We start from the raw sequence: 16596 nt of genomic DNA on the forward strand, positions 1-16596 counted from the left end.
AACAAAGTAGATGGAAATTTTTTAATTTTAGGAGTAATAAATTATGATAATATCAAACAAATCCCCTATTTCTATCAACAATGACCCATGGGAAGCATACAATGATATTTTAGAACATAACCAATTAACATTGAGTAATATAGAATTTACAACTACAAATTTATGTAATATGCGTTGCAGTCATTGTGCAGTTGGTTACACTTTACAAACTAAAGATCCTGATCCTCTTCCAATGGATATCATCTATCGACGTTTGGACGAGATACCTAACTTAAGAACATTGTCTATTACAGGTGGAGAACCCATGTTTTCCAAAAAATCAATCAAAAACGTCGTTAAGCCTCTACTTAAGTATGCCAAACATCGTGGTATTTATGTTCAAATGAATTCAAATTTAACTTTACCTCAAGACCGGTATTTAGATATTGCAGAATACATAGATGTTATGCACATTTCACATAATTGGGGAACCATTCAAGAGTTTACTGATGTTGGCTTTGGTGCAATGAGAAAACAACCTCCTCTAAAAGCCAAGTTGAAATTATATGAGCAAATGCTTGAAAATTCCAGCACTTTATCAGACCAAGGTATGTTCGTTTCGGCAGAAACAATGCTTAATCAAAGCACAGTCCCTTATCTAAATAAAATACATAACGAAGTGGTAAAAGACATGAAATGTAGCCGTCATGAGATTCACCCAATGTATCCATCTGATTTTGCTAGTCAATTAAATGTATTATCTCTTAAAGAAATGAAAGAAGCTATTCATCATTTATTAGATATACGTGATGAAAACACATGGATGTTGTTTGGTACTCTACCTATCTATCCTTGTTTAAATGATGAATATGATCAACATTTATTGCAACGTTTAAGAAAATCAAAGAATGTTACAATGAGAAATGACCCAGATGGTCGTAGCCGTTTGAATGTTAATGTATTTACTGGCGATGTTATTGTGACTGACTTTGGTGATGAAAATGGTACAATATCTAATATACAAAAGGATAAATTGACAGATGTATTCAACAAGTGGTTAAACACTGATCTTGCACAATCTTTAAATTGTCATTGTGCAGAATATCACTGTCTTGGTCCAAATGTTTTAGTTAAAAATATGTATTACCCAAATACTGATTTCAAGAAAAAAGAACAAAAAATGCATCAATATCAAATATTTTCGTAACTAATTTTGGTATAAACAAACAGTAACCACTCTATGTAGTTTTCAACATTCATAGAGTGGTTACTGTTTTATTAAAAAAGAAAACTTTATTGTTAAAATTATATTATCTTATCATTTAAATTAATTACTAAATTCTTACTTTTCGATATGTCTAACTCTAGATAAATATTCAATTGTATCTATACTTTCTTTACGACGTTCTTTACGTCTAGCAACACGTTGTGGTGCAGTTTCATGGAACCATTTTTCTACAGATGTTTCAGGTTCAACATCAGGTACTGATGTTGGCTTTCCATCACTATCTAATGCTACAAAAGTTAAAAAACTTAAAGCAGCCAAATGGCGCTCGTTCTTATAAACATCATCGATAACAATTTGAACACATATCTCCATTGAACTTGTTCCAGCATAAGAAACCATTGCTTCATATGATAAAATATCACCTGTTGTAATAGGTCTTAAAAAGTCAACAGAATCTGTTGATGCAGTAACAACTGGGTTCCCAGCGTGCTTCATAGCAGTAATAGCAGCTATTTCATCTATATTTGCCATTAAAGTTCCACCGAACATTGTGTGATGATGATTTGTATCTTGTGGATATACCTGTCTTGTTTTGACGCATTTAGCATCTGACATTTTTTTGCTTTTTCTATTTGTGTTAGCCATAAATCATAATCTCCCCAATTTATAATATTTAAACAAACTCCCAATTCATTTCAATAAATTGATTGTTTATTCCACTTATACTATTTAGCCCAATTTCCATTTTTAAAAACTAATTCTTTTGTTTCATCTTGCAATATCCCATAAATTGTTAAATCAGGACTACCAATCATGAAATCTTCATGAATATTGGAATCATTAAGTCCATTTGTAATTTTTTCTTCTGTAGTCATTTCAGTACCACCTTTGATATTAAAACTATAAGCTGACCCAATAGCTAGGTGGCATGATGCATTTTCATCAAAAAGAGTGTTATAGAATATTGTGCGTCGGTTTGATATTGGTGAATCGTCGGGCACTAGTGCTACTTCCCCTAATCTACATGCACCTTCATCAGTTGCAATCAAATCTTTAAGTAATTTCTCACCTTTTTCTGCTTTGACATCAACTATCACACCATCTTTAAAAGTCAATGTAAACCCGTCTATAATGTTACCATTAAGATTTAAAGGTAATTTGTTTGTTACATATCCATTAACATTGTTTCTATCTGGAGCTGTAAAAACTTCTTCTGTAGGGATATTAGCAATAAAAGGTTGACCGTCCCCATTTACATAACTTGTTGCATCTTCCCATATGTGTCCTTCAGGTAACCCTACTATTAAATCCGTGCCTTCTGATATGTAATGTAAAGCTTGATAGTTTTTCTCTTGTAATCGTTTAGCGTGAACACTTAAATCTTTAACGTGTTTTTCCCAATTTTCAATTGGATTTTGTCCATCTACACGAATAATATCAAATACTTCATCAATGAATTTAATATATGCCGATTCAACATCCAACTCAGGATAGACACGATGTGCCCAATCTCGCGTAGGAAAAGCAGCCACTACCCATGGAAACTGGTTTTTTTGACTTGCTTCCATATATGGTTTAAATCCTTTTGAGTATACAGTTTGATACGCTTTTAACTTATGCGCGTCTATTCCACTTAATAGCTCTGGATCTTCAGCAATGAGTGCCAAGTTCGCTGCACCACGATTAACATAATCAAGACGCTCTTCAATATCATATTGTTTGAGTTCTTGGTTTTCAAAGTGTTCAACTGATTCGTTTTCAAATTTTAATCTTTTTAATCTCGGGTCTGTGTAACTCACTCGAACATCTTCTGCCCCTGCTTTATATGCTTCCTCAACGATTAAATGAGTTAATTCTAAAGCTTCGACAGATGAACGTATAAATACTGGTTGATGTGGCTGTACATTCATTCCCACTCTTACTAATAATTCTGCATATTGTTTTAACTTATTATGATAACTCGTCATATTAATCCTCCATATCTTGTCTAAGTTGTCCTAAATGGTCCGCAATGGCCGTAACCTCACTAGGCGAGAATGAATCTTTAGACATTACGAATTCATATATTTCGCTTATGTCTTGATGAGGTGTTGATTTAAATTTTTCCGGATTAAGTAATGCTTGATTTACAATATTTAATTTTTGTCTAATATTAGAAATCATTTCTTCATTAGATAATGACATTTAATTCACCTCTTTAGTTCAATATTCTATCAAAATATCATATTTTGTTAAACTTTGATAGAATTTGAGGTTAAGTACTTTCTTATTGTTTAGATAGTATATAAAATGGGCATATAAATACATAGTTTGGAGTGAATACTTATGATACATGTAGCATTTGTATGTCTAGGTAATATATGTCGTTCTCCAATGGCTGAAGCTATCATGAGGCAAAGACTACAAGAAAGAGGCATTTCAGATATAAAAGTTCATTCTAGAGGTACAGGACGTTGGAATTTAGGCGAACCTCCACATAATGGAACACAAAAAATTCTACAGAAGTACCATATTCCTTATGATGGTATGGTGAGCGAACTTTTCGAACCTGATGATGATTTTGACTATATTATTGCTATGGACCAAAGTAACGTAGACAATATCAAACAAATCAATCCAAATTTACAAGGACAATTGTTCAAATTGCTAGAATTTAGTAACATGGAAGAGAGTGATGTACCAGATCCATACTACACTAATAATTTTGAAGGTGTTTTCGAGATGGTGCAATCATCTTGTGATAATTTAATTGACTACATCGTAAAAGATGCAAATTTGAAAGAGAGGTAATTCAACTATGGAAAATAAATTAGTACCTGGTATTTTAATTGGTGCCGTAATTGGTGGCGCGGCTGCTCTTGCTGATAAATCTACACGTCATTCTTTAAAACAATCATTCAAAGACATCAAAGAAGGAAATCGTACACGTAAACCTTCAAAAATAAGTAGCATCAAAGATGAAGTAATGTATTGGAAGGATACATTAGAAGAAATACGTCGCAATAATCCTGAATTAGAACGTTCAATTAAAGATGCTAAAGAAACTTTTGTAAATCGTAAAAATCAACGCTTAGGTAAATAAACTTTTAAATACGTAGCATTTTCTGAGAAAGTAGGACTTCAATTGGAAAATGTAGGCATATAAGTTTATGATATTCAATGACTATGAAGTGGAACGGAATTCATTCTAGATGAATTTTGCTCCACTCTTTTTATCTTTGTTGATTATAAACTCTACATTGATTGTTAAACTTTGACTCGCCCTTGTTTAATACTTTAACTCGTGTTTAAAACTATAAATCAATATTCAAAAACTATTGCCTTTCTATTTAATTTAGGCCAAAATAATCATTGAGTGTTAAAAATACATTACTTTTTAAAGGGTATTGGATTTATCATATATAAATAAAACCATTTTTGTTTTACTATACCGCAAATATGGGAATACAAGTTTAAATGTAAAACATAAAAAGCGAAGGAGATTGTTATGTCAAAAAAAGAGAAAACAACTTCTAAATATCTTAATTCAATAGAAGATAAAGAGCATAAAAAGAATAAAAAAATAGAAGTTGACCGTACATATATAGAACCGCAAGAATTCCAATCGAAGAAACCTAAAAAAAAGAATCAAGTATTTTTTGTTTCTCGGCTGAATAAACCAGCAAAATACACCGAAAACTCTAATTTCTTTTCCTACCTTATTTATAGGATAGGTAAAGATGACGCTGCAGGTTTAGCAGCACAGATGACGTATCATTTTGTATTAGCACTTTTCCCAATGCTAATTTTTTTACTTACGCTACTTGGTCAATTCATCACGATTGATGCTAATCAGATTAATCAAAAAGTAAGTCAATATGTCCCTGATCAAGAAACAGCTAGTATCGTTGGCGGAATTGTTAAAGATATCTCTGACACTGCCAGTGGAGGTATTTTGTCAGTTGGGTTAATTTTAGCTATTTGGTCAGCATCAAATGGAATGTCCGCTATTATTAACTCATTTAATGTTGCTTATGACGTTGAGGATTCTCGAAACGGTATAGTAGTTAAATTATTAAGTATACTATACACACTTGTTTTAGGTGCAGTATTTGTTGTTGCTGTTGTACTTATTACACTAGGTCCAGTCATTAATAAATTTTTATTTGGACCACTAGGTATTGATAATCAAATTGAATGGATTTTTAATTTAGTACGAATTGTTATTCCATTGATTATTATTTTCATCATATTTACTGTACTTTATTCAGTTGCACCTAATGTTAAAACAAAATTACGTTCCGTTATTCCTGGCGCTATTTTCACTTCCATTATTTGGTTACTAGGGTCGTTTGCATTCGGTTACTATATTTCAAACTTTAGTAACTATTCGAAAACATACGGAAGTTTAGCTGGTATTATCATTTTATTCTTATGGTTGTATATCACAAGCTTTATTATTATTATCGGTGCTGAAATCAATGCAATTATTCACCAAAGAAAAGTCATAGCTGGTCACACACCTGAAGAAGCCGCTATTAAACATGATGATAACAATGAAAATCATTATAACGAAAATACGACTTATGAATACTACAAAGATAATAAAGATGTAGATATTTCTAATGAAGATGATACTTATAATATCAATCATCAATCTAAAGAAGAACATCACACAACCGACTGATAATATCGAAAGGCGAAAGTATCGGTAGATGCACTGTTACTTTCGCCTTTAATAATTTATTGAATTAAATTATGCTGAAACGCATAGATTACTGCTTGTGTTCGATCTTGTACTTCTAATTTACTCAGTATGTTACTTACATGAGTTTTTACTGTTTTGATGGTGATATGAGAGGCGCTTGCAATCTCTTGGTTAGAGTATCCTTTAGCTATAAGTAATAAGATCTCCATTTCTCTTTCTGTTAACATTTCATAAAGCTCGGCACGTTTTTTCATACGGTTGCGCATTTTTACTAACACTTCTGGTTCAAATACTGATTCACCTTCATACGTTTTACGCACAGCGTCAGCTATATCACTTGCACTTGTTGTCTTTAAAATATAACTATCTACTCCAGAATCAAGTGCACGATAAACTTCTTTATCTTCTATAAAGCTTGTTAACATGACTACTTTAATTTGAGGTAAATCTTTTTTTATTTCAGTAGTAGCTTCTACACCATCCATATCGTCCATAAGTAAATCCATTAATATTAAATCTGGTTTTAGCTCATGCGCTTTAGTGATAGCCTCCTTACCAGAAGCACCCTCACCTACTACTTCTATATCTTCTTGTGTTGAAAGATAGCTTGAAATACCGATTCTTACCATTTCATGATCATCAACAAATAAAACTTTAATCGCCACTTGAGTTCTCCTCCTTATTCAATGGTGCCTTAACTTCAATTCGTGTACCTGAATCAGGTAAAGATACAATATGAAACGTCGCACCAATTTCTAACGCTCGTTCTCGCATATTTTTTAAACCATAACTTTGTTCAAATTTTTCATCTACATTAAATCCTTTTCCATTATCTTGAATTCTTAGTAAAAGATAATCCTCTTGATTAAATAATTCCACAGTTACTTTCGTACCATTTGAATGTCTCAATGTATTTGAAATAGCTTCTTGTGTAATTCTGAACAAATGATCTTCAATACCTTTTGGCACTTCAAAATCTTGAATTTCATGCAAAACTTTCATTGGTACTTTCTTTTGTAAATCGATGACTAAATCTTTAATACCTTCACCTAGAGACTTATCTTTTAAACCTATCGGTCTTAAATGTAACAACAAAGCTCTCATTTCAAGTTGTGAGTCTTGAACCATTTTTTCAAGAATTGGTATCTGTTGATTTAAAGGTGGTTCTAATTTCGACTCTTTTATTGCCGATAGCATCATGCTCGCAGCAAATAATTGTTGGCTAACAGAATCATGCAATTCCCTTGCAAGTCGTTGTCGCTCATCTTCGATAATCTTTTTGACTTTTACATCATTAATATTGTAGTTTTCATTAGTTAAATTCTGAGTCTTCATTCTAAGTCGATGTAATTCTTGATTTAATGGAACTAGTGTATGATAAATATCTATCGTTTCTGTATATAATTCGATATTTTGATCATTGATACCTACTGTTTGTCCTTCTATTGATCTTTCTATTTGGGAAATAATCCAATCATTTTGTTGATTAATTTTATAAGCTAAAACAGATCCAACTATAATACATAAAAAAACAATTAATAAATTTAAAAATAGAAAAACAGGTATTCCAAATATTTGTGTATAAAACATCCCTTGAAAAAAGATAATATTTACAAACACTTTATCAATAAATAAAAAAGCAATAAGCATACTATATACTAATATAAGCATTGAGCCTATAGCTCTTATGTAGTGATTCATCTGTAAATCACCTCTACGTCTCCAATGAATGATGAAACGTAAACATTAACAGTATAATTATCATCTTTCGTTTTTTCTTCAATTTGAACATGGTTATTCTCAATCTTATAAGATTTATCATTCACATAAGCAGTACCGTAGAAGAGAGTCGCATGTAAATTTATATTATAATTAAGAGGTACAACTACTTGTACTTTACCTAAAATATGACGCACAACTATGGTATTTGTTTCCTTAATATTTGCTGCTTTTGTCATATCAATGTGTATGTCTCCTATACCGTGTTGAATTTGTACGTCTTCCCATTTATATACATACACTGGTGTATGTTGTTCACCAAACCATTTTTGTTTAATGAAAATGGGTGATGTGATGTCTTCATCTGTAGCAATCACTTTTAAAGGTCTAAACTTATAAACCAAGTAACGTATGATGACTACAATTAAAAAGACAAATAGAATAATAATCGTGTACTTATTAGACAAAAGTGTAAAAGCAATTAATAAAGTTCCTATCCAAAAAGATAATAGTCCTCTAACTTTATGGAAATACACATATCCTACATATACCAGTACACATCCTAATAGGAGTACTAGTAAAAAACCAATTTTCTCAAAAAATATATAATAAAAATTGGCAATAATCATTAAAGCAGTAAAAATAATCAACATTTCAGTTGATATATATTTGCGTGTCATATTTCGCCACCTTTCTATGCTACAGCACTCATATGATATATAAAGTGGAATGCTTCTTCAGTAGTTATTTTCATTCTAGATTGTAAATTTATATCCGCTTCAATTCTCGCATAATAAGACTCAGCATCATTTAATTGTGATTTAATCATATCAATATCATTATCATGTATTTCTTCAGCACAATAGATTGCTTGATTGTTTACTAAATCTATATATTTATTTTCTAATGAGAGCGTGAGGGTGTCAATTAACTTCTTTAGTTGTAATCTTTTTTCTCTTAAATAATTAATATAAGTATCAATATTTTTAATTTGCTTATCTAATGACATTTTATAGTCATTGATATTTTTTTTAGTAATACGTTTTATAAATTGTTGTAAATATGAATCTAAAATATTCAATGATATCACCTCGTCACTGATTAAGCTTTATTATAAAACAATTCCGAAACCTAATGAAATAGGCTTCGGAACCATATACGCTTCATACTTTAGTCTGACGAGATATGAAAAAAGTAAATCATAATCTTAAATTCTAATTTGAATTACTAATATTTAATTAATCATCAATCTTAGTTGTAAGTAACGGACCATCTTTAGTTACTATAACCGTGTGTTCAATTTGGGCGACATAACTTTTATCCTTAGTTTCAAATGCCCATTCATTTTTACCTTCAGTTACAAATGTAGCATGTGTTGATATGAATGGTTCTACTGCAATGACTTGCCCTTCTTTTAATAATGTTTTATCTTTAGGATCAAAATAATTCATGACATGATTAGGTGCCTCATGAAGTGATTGTCCAACACCATGTCCAGTTAAATTCTTAATCACAGTCAAGTCATTTTGTCGTGCCGTTGCATGAACAGCTTTTCCAATATTACTCAATTTTGTACCTGGTTTCACCTTTTTCATAGCATTTTCAAAAGCCATTGTGGCTACGTCACAGACCTTTTGCTTAAGTGGTTGATCTGATTTCCCTACAACAAATGAAATACCAGTATCAGCATAGTACCCATTTTTTAAAGCTGATACGTCAATATTAACTAGGTCACCTTCACGAATTACTCGTTTACCAGGGATTCCATGCGCGACCTCTTCGTTAACACTAATGCAAGTTTGACCTGGGAAGTTTTCATCATGAATAGGCGCTGAAATCGCTCCATGCTCTTCAAATAAATCTTTGGCAATGTGATCTAATTCACGGGTAGTCACTCCAGGTTGAGTAGCTTCTTTCATAGTATCTCTGACTTTTGCACAAATGTAACCTATTTCTTTTAACGCTTGTAATTCTTCATCAGTTTTAACAATCATTTTATCCCGTTCCTTTATAAATTATATTACATCTTATTATAGCAAAAATTTTTTGATATACTAAATATGAATGTATAACGATTCGTAATAGTTAAATTAATTTTCAAAGAAAGAGAATTTGTCTAAAGTAAAGTCTTTTCGAATTTCCTTTTCTTAAGAGGAGTCAGTATGATATGAATAATAAATGGTATAGACATATAATTGGAGCGCGAACTATTAAAACTGGTTTGGCTACTTTTTTTACGTCTTTATTTTGTATGTTGTTAAACCTCACTCCAATTTTTGCCATACTTACTGCAATTGTTACAATTGAACCTACTGCTAAAGCATCATTAAAAAAGGGGTATAAAAGGCTACCAGCAACAGTTATCGGTGCGTTATTTGCTGTTGTCTTTACATATGTCTTCGGTGATCAATCGCCGTTAAGTTATGCTTTAAGTGCTACATTTACCATTTTGATTTGCACTAAACTTAATTTACAGGTAGGAACAACTGTTGCAGTATTAACTTCCGTTGCGATGATTCCAGGTATACATGAAGCATATGTATTCAATTTCTTTTCACGGTTACTTACAGCTCTTATAGGGCTTGTTACGGCTGGATTAGTCAATTTTATCATCTTACCACCTAAGTATTATCATCAACTTGAAGAGCAATTAGCCCTTAGTGAGAAAAAAATGTATAATTTATTTTATGTACGCTGTAATGAGTTATTATTAGGAAAATTCAGCTCAGAGAAGACTAGTAAAGAATTATCAAAATTAAACATAATTGCTCAAAAAGCTGAAACATTAATGAGTTATCAAAGAGATGAACTTCATTATCATAAAAATGAAGATAATTGGAAATTATTAAATCGCCTTACAAATCGCGCTTATAACAACCGTTTATTTATTTCACATTTATCTAACATTATTTATTTACCCAAACATACGTCTATTGCATTTGATGCTAATGAGAAGATAGCATTGATTAATATTAGTAATAGTATTAATGGCATCATTCAAAAAGGAAGCTTTACACGTCAAAAAGAATCTATTGCAACATTAAAGTCTTCTGTTAAACAGATGGATGAGTTTGACCAAAATCAAATGAAAAGTACACTCATATATGAAATTCTACTCATATACAAAATTTTAGATTCACGTTATGCAAAATAATATGACGTTAAAAATAATTACTTTATTACCTATTCAAAAAATAATTAAATATGATACAAAGCCGTAGAACAAAGTTTATCTACGGCTTTCTTGATACATATAAATATACGCATAAATCTCGTTAACGCTTTAAATTTGAATGTTTGGCAAACTATTCGTCTACACCTTCACCTATCGTCACGCTCGTAACAAATCCTTGTGTCACTTTGTATTGTAATTTAATCATTTTACCATGATACACATATATACCGTCTTCTGGATATTGTGAATCACTGCTTGTATGTGGAATATGATTCAATCTCTCTTTTGGGTATGCATCTTTCATACTTTCAAGTGATAGTGATTGATTATTAATACTGAAACGTACACTTATCGCTGTATGATTGCTTGTAGCTCTGATTTCTTGATCATAAATCTTTTTGTATTCAATATCATTAGTATCATCTTGTTGAATCTGATAACCATTAATATTTAAATGACCATTATCTAGAGAAGTAATAAATTGAGGTTGAGTTAAAAATGTTGGATTTTTACCTGCCTCACCTTCTAATGAAAAGCTATGAGATTGTTTGGTTTCGTTTGTTTGATGATGCTTTTCTAAGTAAGTATGTGCTTGTGCGACATGTGAAAACGGAAAGGCTAACGTTAAAGCAGCTAGAGTCAATGACGTCAATTTAAAAATCTTCATATTTTCACTCCTATATTTATTGTATGGTTCAATTACAGTTTAACAACTATTATATGTTTCAAAGTATTTTTTTCGTAGATAATAGAAATTAGCACTTGAGTGTCAATGTTTCAAGGTCAATGAACATTAACGTTTCCTAAATGTATATCAAAAGGTGCTACGTATTCATATAGAAGAAATTGTTTTTTTCATCTCAACACATCCCACTTTCCACATTTTCTTTAGCGTTTTAGAAGAAAATGCTCATCACTTCGTTCCTGACCTTTTGTTAATTAACATCTTCATAAGTTATTTACAATTCAGTCAATGGCTGCTAATACGTTAAAATGCCTCTAGAACATACATTGATGTTCTAGAGGCATTAATATGATAAGTCTTTATACTAATAATCAATTATTGTCATGATTAACAATCATTTTTAAAAATTAAGTTGTATTGAGTTATTTTTTATTTTCTTTTGCACGTTTAATCAGAACTTGCTTAGCAGCTTCTTCCTCGGTGTTATCAATCTTTTTAGGCTCAAATAGTATGCCTTTTCTTTCACATGCTTTCTCAAGTAGATAATCAGTTATTTCATGATTTTTTGGTAAAATTGGGCCGTGAAGATAAGAACCTAATAGATTTTTATAGTGTATACCTTCTTTTCGATCGTTATCATTATTACCATAACCATACGTTACTCGACCTAATGTTCCATACGGATGATATGTTCTACCACCATGATTTTCAAATCCAACAATCGTGCCAAAAGTATCACTATCTATAATGATATCTCCAGTTAAGCGTTCTTTTTTAGACTCGGTATAGAAGTCAAGAACACCCAATCCTTCTAACTCGGTACCATCAGGAGTAATATACTTATGACCTAAAAATTGATAACCACCGCATATAGTTAACCCAGGCATACCATCTTCAATTGCATTTTTTAACGACGTTTTAATCTTATTTAATTCCTTTGTGGCAAGCGCTTGTTCCCTATCACTCCCACCACCAATGAAGAAAATATCGCAATCATCAAATGTGACTCCTTCAGTCTCATTGATTTCTTTAACATTTATCTTAATATTTCTTTTTTTAGCTCTTTGTTTTAATGCCATGATATTACCAATATCACTGTATAAATTAAGCTTATCTGACATGAAATGATAAACCGTTAGTTCATTCATCTTACGATTGCCCTCCTTCAAATGAGCGATTAAGTTGTTCAAGCATTGGTGTTAATGATGTATAGTTTGGAATTGCTACCGTAAATGAACTGTATTTCATAGTTAATGCAGTCGCTTTGTAGATATCCTTTTCAACCTTAATAGGCACTTCAACTTCAGCAAGTTTGAGACGTAATTGTAGTTCCTCAGCACGTGTACCACTTACAATGATAGCTTCGATATCTTGGGTAGCCAGCTTTTCAAAGTCAGCATCGTATATCCATGAAATATCTCGACCATCTGCCGCGTTGTCATTAAGACTAATAACATAAACTTTTTTATCATCAATTTGTTCGCCTACTGATAAACTTGCATTCATTCCAGCTGGATTTTTTGCTAGATTAATCATAGCTTCCTTCTTATTTTTTGAAAAATACTGCATTCGACCATTATCAGACGTATATGTTTCAAATCCTTTGCGTATTGCATCATCATTTAATCCCAATTCTCTTAATACGGTATAAGCTGCTATTGCATTATAAGAATTAAAATCTCCTGCAATTTTCATATTAAACTCACTTTGGTTTATTATCATTTTTAAGAATGGTGAAGCTTCAAACGATGACACTTCATATGTAGGTGCTTCTCGTTTAAATCCACACTCACAGTGATAATGTCCAATTTGATTATAATGTATATAGTCATATTGCAATAATCGTCCACAATTAGGACAATATTTACTTTCATTCATTGTACTTTGTTCAAATTCATGTGCAAATTTTTTCATTCCGTAATACACAATGGAATGACTTGCAATTTTCAAACGACTCACAAACGGATCATCTGCATTTAATAATAATTTTATCCCTTTGTTACTTATTGATTTGGCAATATTATCAACCATAATATCGATTTCACCAAATCGATCCATTTGATCTCTAAAGAAATTTGTAAACACCATCATAGAGGGTGTAATTTCGTTTAAAACACGTGGTATAGATCCTTCATCTATTTCAATTATCGCAATATTAGTATCCTTAGAGCTTTGCATAATGAAAGCAGAAGTTATCCCTGCTGCCATATTTGCCCCTTCATTATTGTGAATAATGTTTATTTGATTTTTCTTTAAAGTATGTCCAATTAAGTTAGATGTAGTCGTTTTACCATTAGTCCCACTAATAAAAACAATGTCATCTACTTGTTTAGCTAATTTTCTTAAAATATTATGATCCACACGTCTTGCAATCTGTCCCGGCAAGTCTGTACCCTTTTTACCTACAGCTATACTTGCTTTCCTTGCTAACTTAGCCATGTGGGTTGCAGTCCATTGTCTCATGCGTTTCCTCCTCCAATTTGCACTCGAGTAATTATAACACGTAAAGGGTATAACAAAAAAGATTCTCATCTAAGATGTGCTATTCATTTCACAAATTAGAATAATTATTAATAAAAACGATAATCACTACTTATAGATTAGAATAATTATTATTTGCTATTGAGAAATGTTTTGTTATAATATACAAGAATCTTATTTTTATTTATACGGGGTGATTGAAGATGTTAAGTAAAGAACTATTAGCAGCTTTAAATGAACAGATGAATCAAGAATATTTTGCAGCGCACGCATATATGGCAATGGCGGCATACTGTGACAAAGAATCTTATGACGGATTTGCAAATTTTTATATAGAACAAGCTAAAGAGGAACGTTTCCACGGTAAAAAAATCTATGACTATATCAATGATCGTGGCGAACATGCTATTTTTGATACAATTAAAGCTCCTAAAGTAGAATTTTCTTCTATTTTAGAAACATTTAAAGATAGTTTAGCTCAAGAACGTGATGTTACTCAACGTTTCTATAATCTATCAGAATTAGCTCGGAATGATAAAGATTATGCTACAATTTCATTTTTAAACTGGTTCTTAGATGAACAAGTTGAAGAAGAATCTACATTTGAAACTCATATAGATTACCTTACTCGTATTGGTGACGATTGTAATACACTTTACTTATATGAAAAAGAATTAGCAGCGCGTTCATTCAACGAGTAATAATTACAATAACTTATTCCTAAATATTGTGTTATTTACCCTTAAATCTCCTCAAAGATAAATGATTTAAGGGTTTTTTTAATGCATAAATCATTTGTTTTAACCCGTTTTACTATCTATAAAATTGTTATTGTAATAAAATATTGACATTAAATACTCACATAACCAAAAATAATTGAAAGGAATGAAATAATGGCACAAAATGCATTTGTTGCACTGGACTTTGAAACTGCTAACGGTAAACGAACAAGCATATGCTCTGTAGGAATGGTTAAAGTTATTGATAATCAAATAACAGAGTCATTTCATACCCTTGTGAATCCTTTTGACTACTTTACTGAAACAAATATTAATGTACACGGCATCCACCCCGAAGATGTGCAAGATGCTCCTGGATTCAAGCATGTCTATCCATATATGCTACAATTTATTGATCAACTTCCTGTTGTTGCCCATAATGCTGCTTTTGATATGAATGTGTTACATCAAAGTTTAAAAAGTCTTAATATAGATACTCCTTCTTTGACATACTTTTGTTCATATCAATTAGCTAAACGAACAATAAATGCATATCGTTATGGACTAAAACATTTAATGAATCATTACCATTTAGATTTTCACGGTCATCATGATGCGTTAAATGATGCTAAAGCTTGTGCAATGATTACCTACCGCTTATTGAAACATTATGATGATCTTCAAAGCATGTTAAATATATATGGAAAAAATCTTAAAGATAAAGGCTGATTGTCCACTTAACCTGTAGTTCATCAGCCATTTAAATAAAATCATATATTGTTAAATTTTTAAAATCAGATTGCACTAAACTCCCAACCGTTACACCTATTAATCGAATCGGAATCTCTGGATCTTTTAAGTCGTTATATAAAGTATATGCAATATTATAAATATCAGTTTCAGTACGAATAGGATCTCTCAAACTTTTTTGTTTTGAGATTGTTTCATATTGATAAGTCTTTATCTTTACAGTGACTGTTTTTCCTGATTTTTGAATTTTATTTAAACGCTCTGCTGTTTTTCCTGAAAGCTCTCTTATTTTTCTTAAAATAACATCATCATCGTTAACATCTGTAGAAAATGTCCTTTCAGTCCCAACAGATTTACGAACTCTACTCGCCTTTACTTCATTATGGTCTATACCTCGAGCTTTATTATACAAACCTCGTCCTCTTTTACCGAACAAGCGTATTAATTCAAATTCATCTTTATTATATAAATCTTGACCTGTATATATATGATGTTGATGCATTTTTTTCTTCGACGCTTTGCCTACCCCTGGAAAATCTCCAATATCTAATTGCATTAATATTTCATGTACATTATTGTAATCAATAACTGTCAAACCATTTGGCTTGTTCATACCACTCGCTAACTTAGCTAAAAACTTATTATAAGACACGCCAGCTGACGCAGTTAAACGTGTTACTTCGTATATATCTCTGCGAATATAATTTGCAATAGTTGATGCTGATAAATCCGGTCTCACTAAATGTGTAATATCTAAATAAGCTTCATCTAAAGACATAGGTTCTACTAATTCTGTATAACTTCTGAATATTTCCATGATTTGACCAGATACCTCTCTATAAGCATCAAAACGGCTTGTTATATAATAGCCATTGGGGCACAGCTTATGTGCTTGAGTCATAGGCATAGCAGAGTGAACACCATAAGCTCTTGCTTCGTATGATGCCGTAGAAACAACGCCTCGATGACTCGCTTTACCACCAACGATGACAGGTTTTCCTTTTAATTTAGGATTATCTCTCATTTCAACTTGAGCAAAAAAATAATCCATATCTATATGAATAATTCTTCTTTCAGTCATCGACTCACCTCACTATGTCTTCCAAAAAATAGCTTTATACTATTATACGCCATCAGTTTTATCTTTACATGTATTGTGCACATGATAATACT

The 16596-nt window shown here is 31.5% G+C and carries 19 protein-coding genes; 7 read left to right on the plus strand and 12 right to left on the minus strand.

Annotation, left to right across the window (positions count from 1 at the left end; all coding sequences use genetic code 11):
• Positions 1–43 precede the first annotated feature (43 nt).
• Positions 44–1186, plus strand: a complete 1143-nt coding sequence (gene yfkAB, locus HMPREF2663_RS08780; protein WP_070846236.1) for a radical SAM/CxCxxxxC motif protein YfkAB — start codon at positions 44–46, stop codon at positions 1184–1186.
• A gap of 135 nt (positions 1187–1321) precedes the next feature.
• Here yfkAB and HMPREF2663_RS08785 read toward each other — a convergent pair whose 3' ends face one another.
• The 3 genes from HMPREF2663_RS08785 to HMPREF2663_RS08795 all read right to left on the minus strand — a co-directional run bounded on the left by HMPREF2663_RS08785 (position 1322) and on the right by HMPREF2663_RS08795 (position 3391).
• A complete protein-coding gene (locus HMPREF2663_RS08785; protein ID WP_002447436.1) occupies positions 1322–1852 on the minus strand; it encodes an acyl-CoA thioesterase in 531 nt (176 codons plus the stop codon).
• 80 nt (positions 1853–1932) lie between these two features.
• A complete protein-coding gene (locus HMPREF2663_RS08790; protein ID WP_070846237.1) occupies positions 1933–3174 on the minus strand; it encodes an aminopeptidase in 1242 nt (413 codons plus the stop codon).
• Between the two features lies 1 nt (position 3175).
• Positions 3176–3391 carry a DUF1128 domain-containing protein gene (locus tag HMPREF2663_RS08795; protein ID WP_001830421.1) on the minus strand — a complete coding sequence of 72 codons (216 nt, stop codon included), beginning with the start codon at positions 3389–3391 and terminating at the stop codon, positions 3176–3178.
• Between the two features lie 141 nt (positions 3392–3532).
• Between HMPREF2663_RS08795 and HMPREF2663_RS08800 the strand changes: the two genes are divergently transcribed.
• The 3 genes from HMPREF2663_RS08800 (at position 3533) to HMPREF2663_RS08810 (ending at position 5873) form a co-directional block, all read left to right on the plus strand.
• The gene (locus tag HMPREF2663_RS08800) at positions 3533–3997 is read left to right on the plus strand and encodes a low molecular weight protein-tyrosine-phosphatase (protein WP_001830437.1); all 465 of its coding nucleotides are present in this window, start codon (positions 3533–3535) and stop codon (positions 3995–3997) included.
• A 7-nt stretch (positions 3998–4004) separates the two neighbouring features.
• A complete protein-coding gene (locus HMPREF2663_RS08805) occupies positions 4005–4289 on the plus strand; it encodes a YtxH domain-containing protein (RefSeq protein WP_002447438.1) in 285 nt (94 codons plus the stop codon).
• A 405-nt stretch (positions 4290–4694) separates the two neighbouring features.
• The gene (locus tag HMPREF2663_RS08810; protein ID WP_002487362.1) at positions 4695–5873 is read left to right on the plus strand and encodes a YihY/virulence factor BrkB family protein; all 1179 of its coding nucleotides are present in this window, start codon (positions 4695–4697) and stop codon (positions 5871–5873) included.
• Between the two features lie 56 nt (positions 5874–5929).
• On the opposite strand, the gene vraR is transcribed toward HMPREF2663_RS08810, so the two are convergent.
• The 5 genes from vraR to map form a co-directional block, all read right to left on the minus strand.
• Positions 5930–6559 carry a response regulator transcription factor VraR gene (vraR, locus tag HMPREF2663_RS08815; RefSeq protein WP_002473914.1) on the minus strand — a complete coding sequence of 210 codons (630 nt, stop codon included), beginning with the start codon at positions 6557–6559 and terminating at the stop codon, positions 5930–5932.
• Positions 6549–7595, minus strand: a complete 1047-nt coding sequence (locus HMPREF2663_RS08820) for a sensor histidine kinase VraS (protein ID WP_002447441.1) — start codon at positions 7593–7595, stop codon at positions 6549–6551. The genes vraR and HMPREF2663_RS08820 overlap by 11 nt, the downstream gene beginning before the upstream one ends.
• Entirely contained in the window at positions 7592–8293 is a 702-nt protein-coding gene (gene liaF / locus HMPREF2663_RS08825) for a cell wall-active antibiotics response protein VraT (protein WP_002447442.1), read from the minus strand. Before liaF ends, HMPREF2663_RS08820 begins: the two co-directional genes overlap by 4 nt.
• Before the next feature lie 14 nt (positions 8294–8307).
• Positions 8308–8694: a hypothetical protein gene (locus HMPREF2663_RS08830; protein WP_002490302.1), complete on the minus strand. Its 387-nt coding sequence runs from the start codon at positions 8692–8694 to the stop codon at positions 8308–8310.
• Positions 8695–8851: 157 nt separating this feature from the next.
• Complete coding sequence (gene map / locus HMPREF2663_RS08835) at positions 8852–9607, minus strand: type I methionyl aminopeptidase (RefSeq protein ID WP_002447444.1); 756 nt, start codon at positions 9605–9607, stop codon at positions 8852–8854.
• A gap of 173 nt (positions 9608–9780) precedes the next feature.
• On the opposite strand from map, the gene HMPREF2663_RS08840 reads away from it, so the two are divergent.
• Positions 9781–10767 carry an FUSC family protein gene (locus tag HMPREF2663_RS08840; protein WP_070846239.1) on the plus strand — a complete coding sequence of 329 codons (987 nt, stop codon included), beginning with the start codon at positions 9781–9783 and terminating at the stop codon, positions 10765–10767.
• A gap of 151 nt (positions 10768–10918) precedes the next feature.
• Here HMPREF2663_RS08840 and HMPREF2663_RS08845 read toward each other — a convergent pair whose 3' ends face one another.
• The 3 genes from HMPREF2663_RS08845 to HMPREF2663_RS08855 form a co-directional block, all read right to left on the minus strand.
• Positions 10919–11455, minus strand: coding sequence for an immunodominant staphylococcal antigen IsaB family protein (locus HMPREF2663_RS08845; RefSeq protein WP_002447446.1), 537 nt, complete (start codon positions 11453–11455; stop codon positions 10919–10921).
• Positions 11456–11895: 440 nt separating this feature from the next.
• Positions 11896–12621 carry a lipid II isoglutaminyl synthase subunit GatD gene (locus tag HMPREF2663_RS08850; protein WP_070846242.1) on the minus strand — a complete coding sequence of 242 codons (726 nt, stop codon included), beginning with the start codon at positions 12619–12621 and terminating at the stop codon, positions 11896–11898.
• Position 12622: 1 nt separating this feature from the next.
• Complete coding sequence (locus HMPREF2663_RS08855) at positions 12623–13936, minus strand: lipid II isoglutaminyl synthase subunit MurT (protein ID WP_070846243.1); 1314 nt, start codon at positions 13934–13936, stop codon at positions 12623–12625.
• A 221-nt stretch (positions 13937–14157) separates the two neighbouring features.
• Between HMPREF2663_RS08855 and ftnA the strand changes: the two genes are divergently transcribed.
• Positions 14158–14655, plus strand: coding sequence for an H-type ferritin FtnA (gene ftnA, locus HMPREF2663_RS08860; RefSeq protein WP_002447449.1), 498 nt, complete (start codon positions 14158–14160; stop codon positions 14653–14655).
• A 192-nt stretch (positions 14656–14847) separates the two neighbouring features.
• Entirely contained in the window at positions 14848–15402 is a 555-nt protein-coding gene (locus tag HMPREF2663_RS08865) for a 3'-5' exonuclease (RefSeq protein ID WP_002487329.1), read from the plus strand.
• A gap of 31 nt (positions 15403–15433) precedes the next feature.
• Here the strand turns inward: HMPREF2663_RS08865 and dinB are convergent, their stop codons facing one another.
• Positions 15434–16504 (minus strand): DNA polymerase IV, encoded by a 1071-nt coding sequence (dinB, locus tag HMPREF2663_RS08870; protein ID WP_070846245.1) that lies wholly within the window; start codon positions 16502–16504, stop codon positions 15434–15436.
• Positions 16505–16596 lie beyond the last annotated feature (92 nt).

Source organism: Staphylococcus sp. HMSC077D08 (assembly GCF_001837945.1).
Taxonomy (GTDB): Bacteria; Bacillota; Bacilli; order Staphylococcales; family Staphylococcaceae; genus Staphylococcus; species Staphylococcus epidermidis.

What these genes read in the sequence shown, in the direction of transcription:
- yfkAB (WP_070846236.1), top strand. Translation starts at nt 44, where the DNA reads ATGATAATATCAAACAAATCCCCTATTTCTATCAACAATGACCCATGG.
- HMPREF2663_RS08785 (WP_002447436.1), bottom strand. Translation starts at nt 1,852, where the DNA reads ATGGCTAACACAAATAGAAAAAGCAAAAAAATGTCAGATGCTAAATGC.
- HMPREF2663_RS08790 (WP_070846237.1), bottom strand. Translation starts at nt 3,174, where the DNA reads ATGACGAGTTATCATAATAAGTTAAAACAATATGCAGAATTATTAGTA.
- HMPREF2663_RS08795 (WP_001830421.1), bottom strand. Translation starts at nt 3,391, where the DNA reads ATGTCATTATCTAATGAAGAAATGATTTCTAATATTAGACAAAAATTA.
- HMPREF2663_RS08800 (WP_001830437.1), top strand. Translation starts at nt 3,533, where the DNA reads ATGATACATGTAGCATTTGTATGTCTAGGTAATATATGTCGTTCTCCA.
- HMPREF2663_RS08805 (WP_002447438.1), top strand. Translation starts at nt 4,005, where the DNA reads ATGGAAAATAAATTAGTACCTGGTATTTTAATTGGTGCCGTAATTGGT.
- HMPREF2663_RS08810 (WP_002487362.1), top strand. Translation starts at nt 4,695, where the DNA reads ATGTCAAAAAAAGAGAAAACAACTTCTAAATATCTTAATTCAATAGAA.
- HMPREF2663_RS08820 (WP_002447441.1), bottom strand. Translation starts at nt 7,595, where the DNA reads ATGAATCACTACATAAGAGCTATAGGCTCAATGCTTATATTAGTATAT.
- liaF (WP_002447442.1), bottom strand. Translation starts at nt 8,293, where the DNA reads ATGACACGCAAATATATATCAACTGAAATGTTGATTATTTTTACTGCT.
- map (WP_002447444.1), bottom strand. Translation starts at nt 9,607, where the DNA reads ATGATTGTTAAAACTGATGAAGAATTACAAGCGTTAAAAGAAATAGGT.
- HMPREF2663_RS08840 (WP_070846239.1), top strand. Translation starts at nt 9,781, where the DNA reads ATGAATAATAAATGGTATAGACATATAATTGGAGCGCGAACTATTAAA.
- HMPREF2663_RS08845 (WP_002447446.1), bottom strand. Translation starts at nt 11,455, where the DNA reads ATGAAGATTTTTAAATTGACGTCATTGACTCTAGCTGCTTTAACGTTA.
- HMPREF2663_RS08850 (WP_070846242.1), bottom strand. Translation starts at nt 12,621, where the DNA reads ATGAATGAACTAACGGTTTATCATTTCATGTCAGATAAGCTTAATTTA.
- HMPREF2663_RS08855 (WP_070846243.1), bottom strand. Translation starts at nt 13,936, where the DNA reads ATGAGACAATGGACTGCAACCCACATGGCTAAGTTAGCAAGGAAAGCA.
- ftnA (WP_002447449.1), top strand. Translation starts at nt 14,158, where the DNA reads ATGTTAAGTAAAGAACTATTAGCAGCTTTAAATGAACAGATGAATCAA.
- HMPREF2663_RS08865 (WP_002487329.1), top strand. Translation starts at nt 14,848, where the DNA reads ATGGCACAAAATGCATTTGTTGCACTGGACTTTGAAACTGCTAACGGT.
- dinB (WP_070846245.1), bottom strand. Translation starts at nt 16,504, where the DNA reads ATGACTGAAAGAAGAATTATTCATATAGATATGGATTATTTTTTTGCT.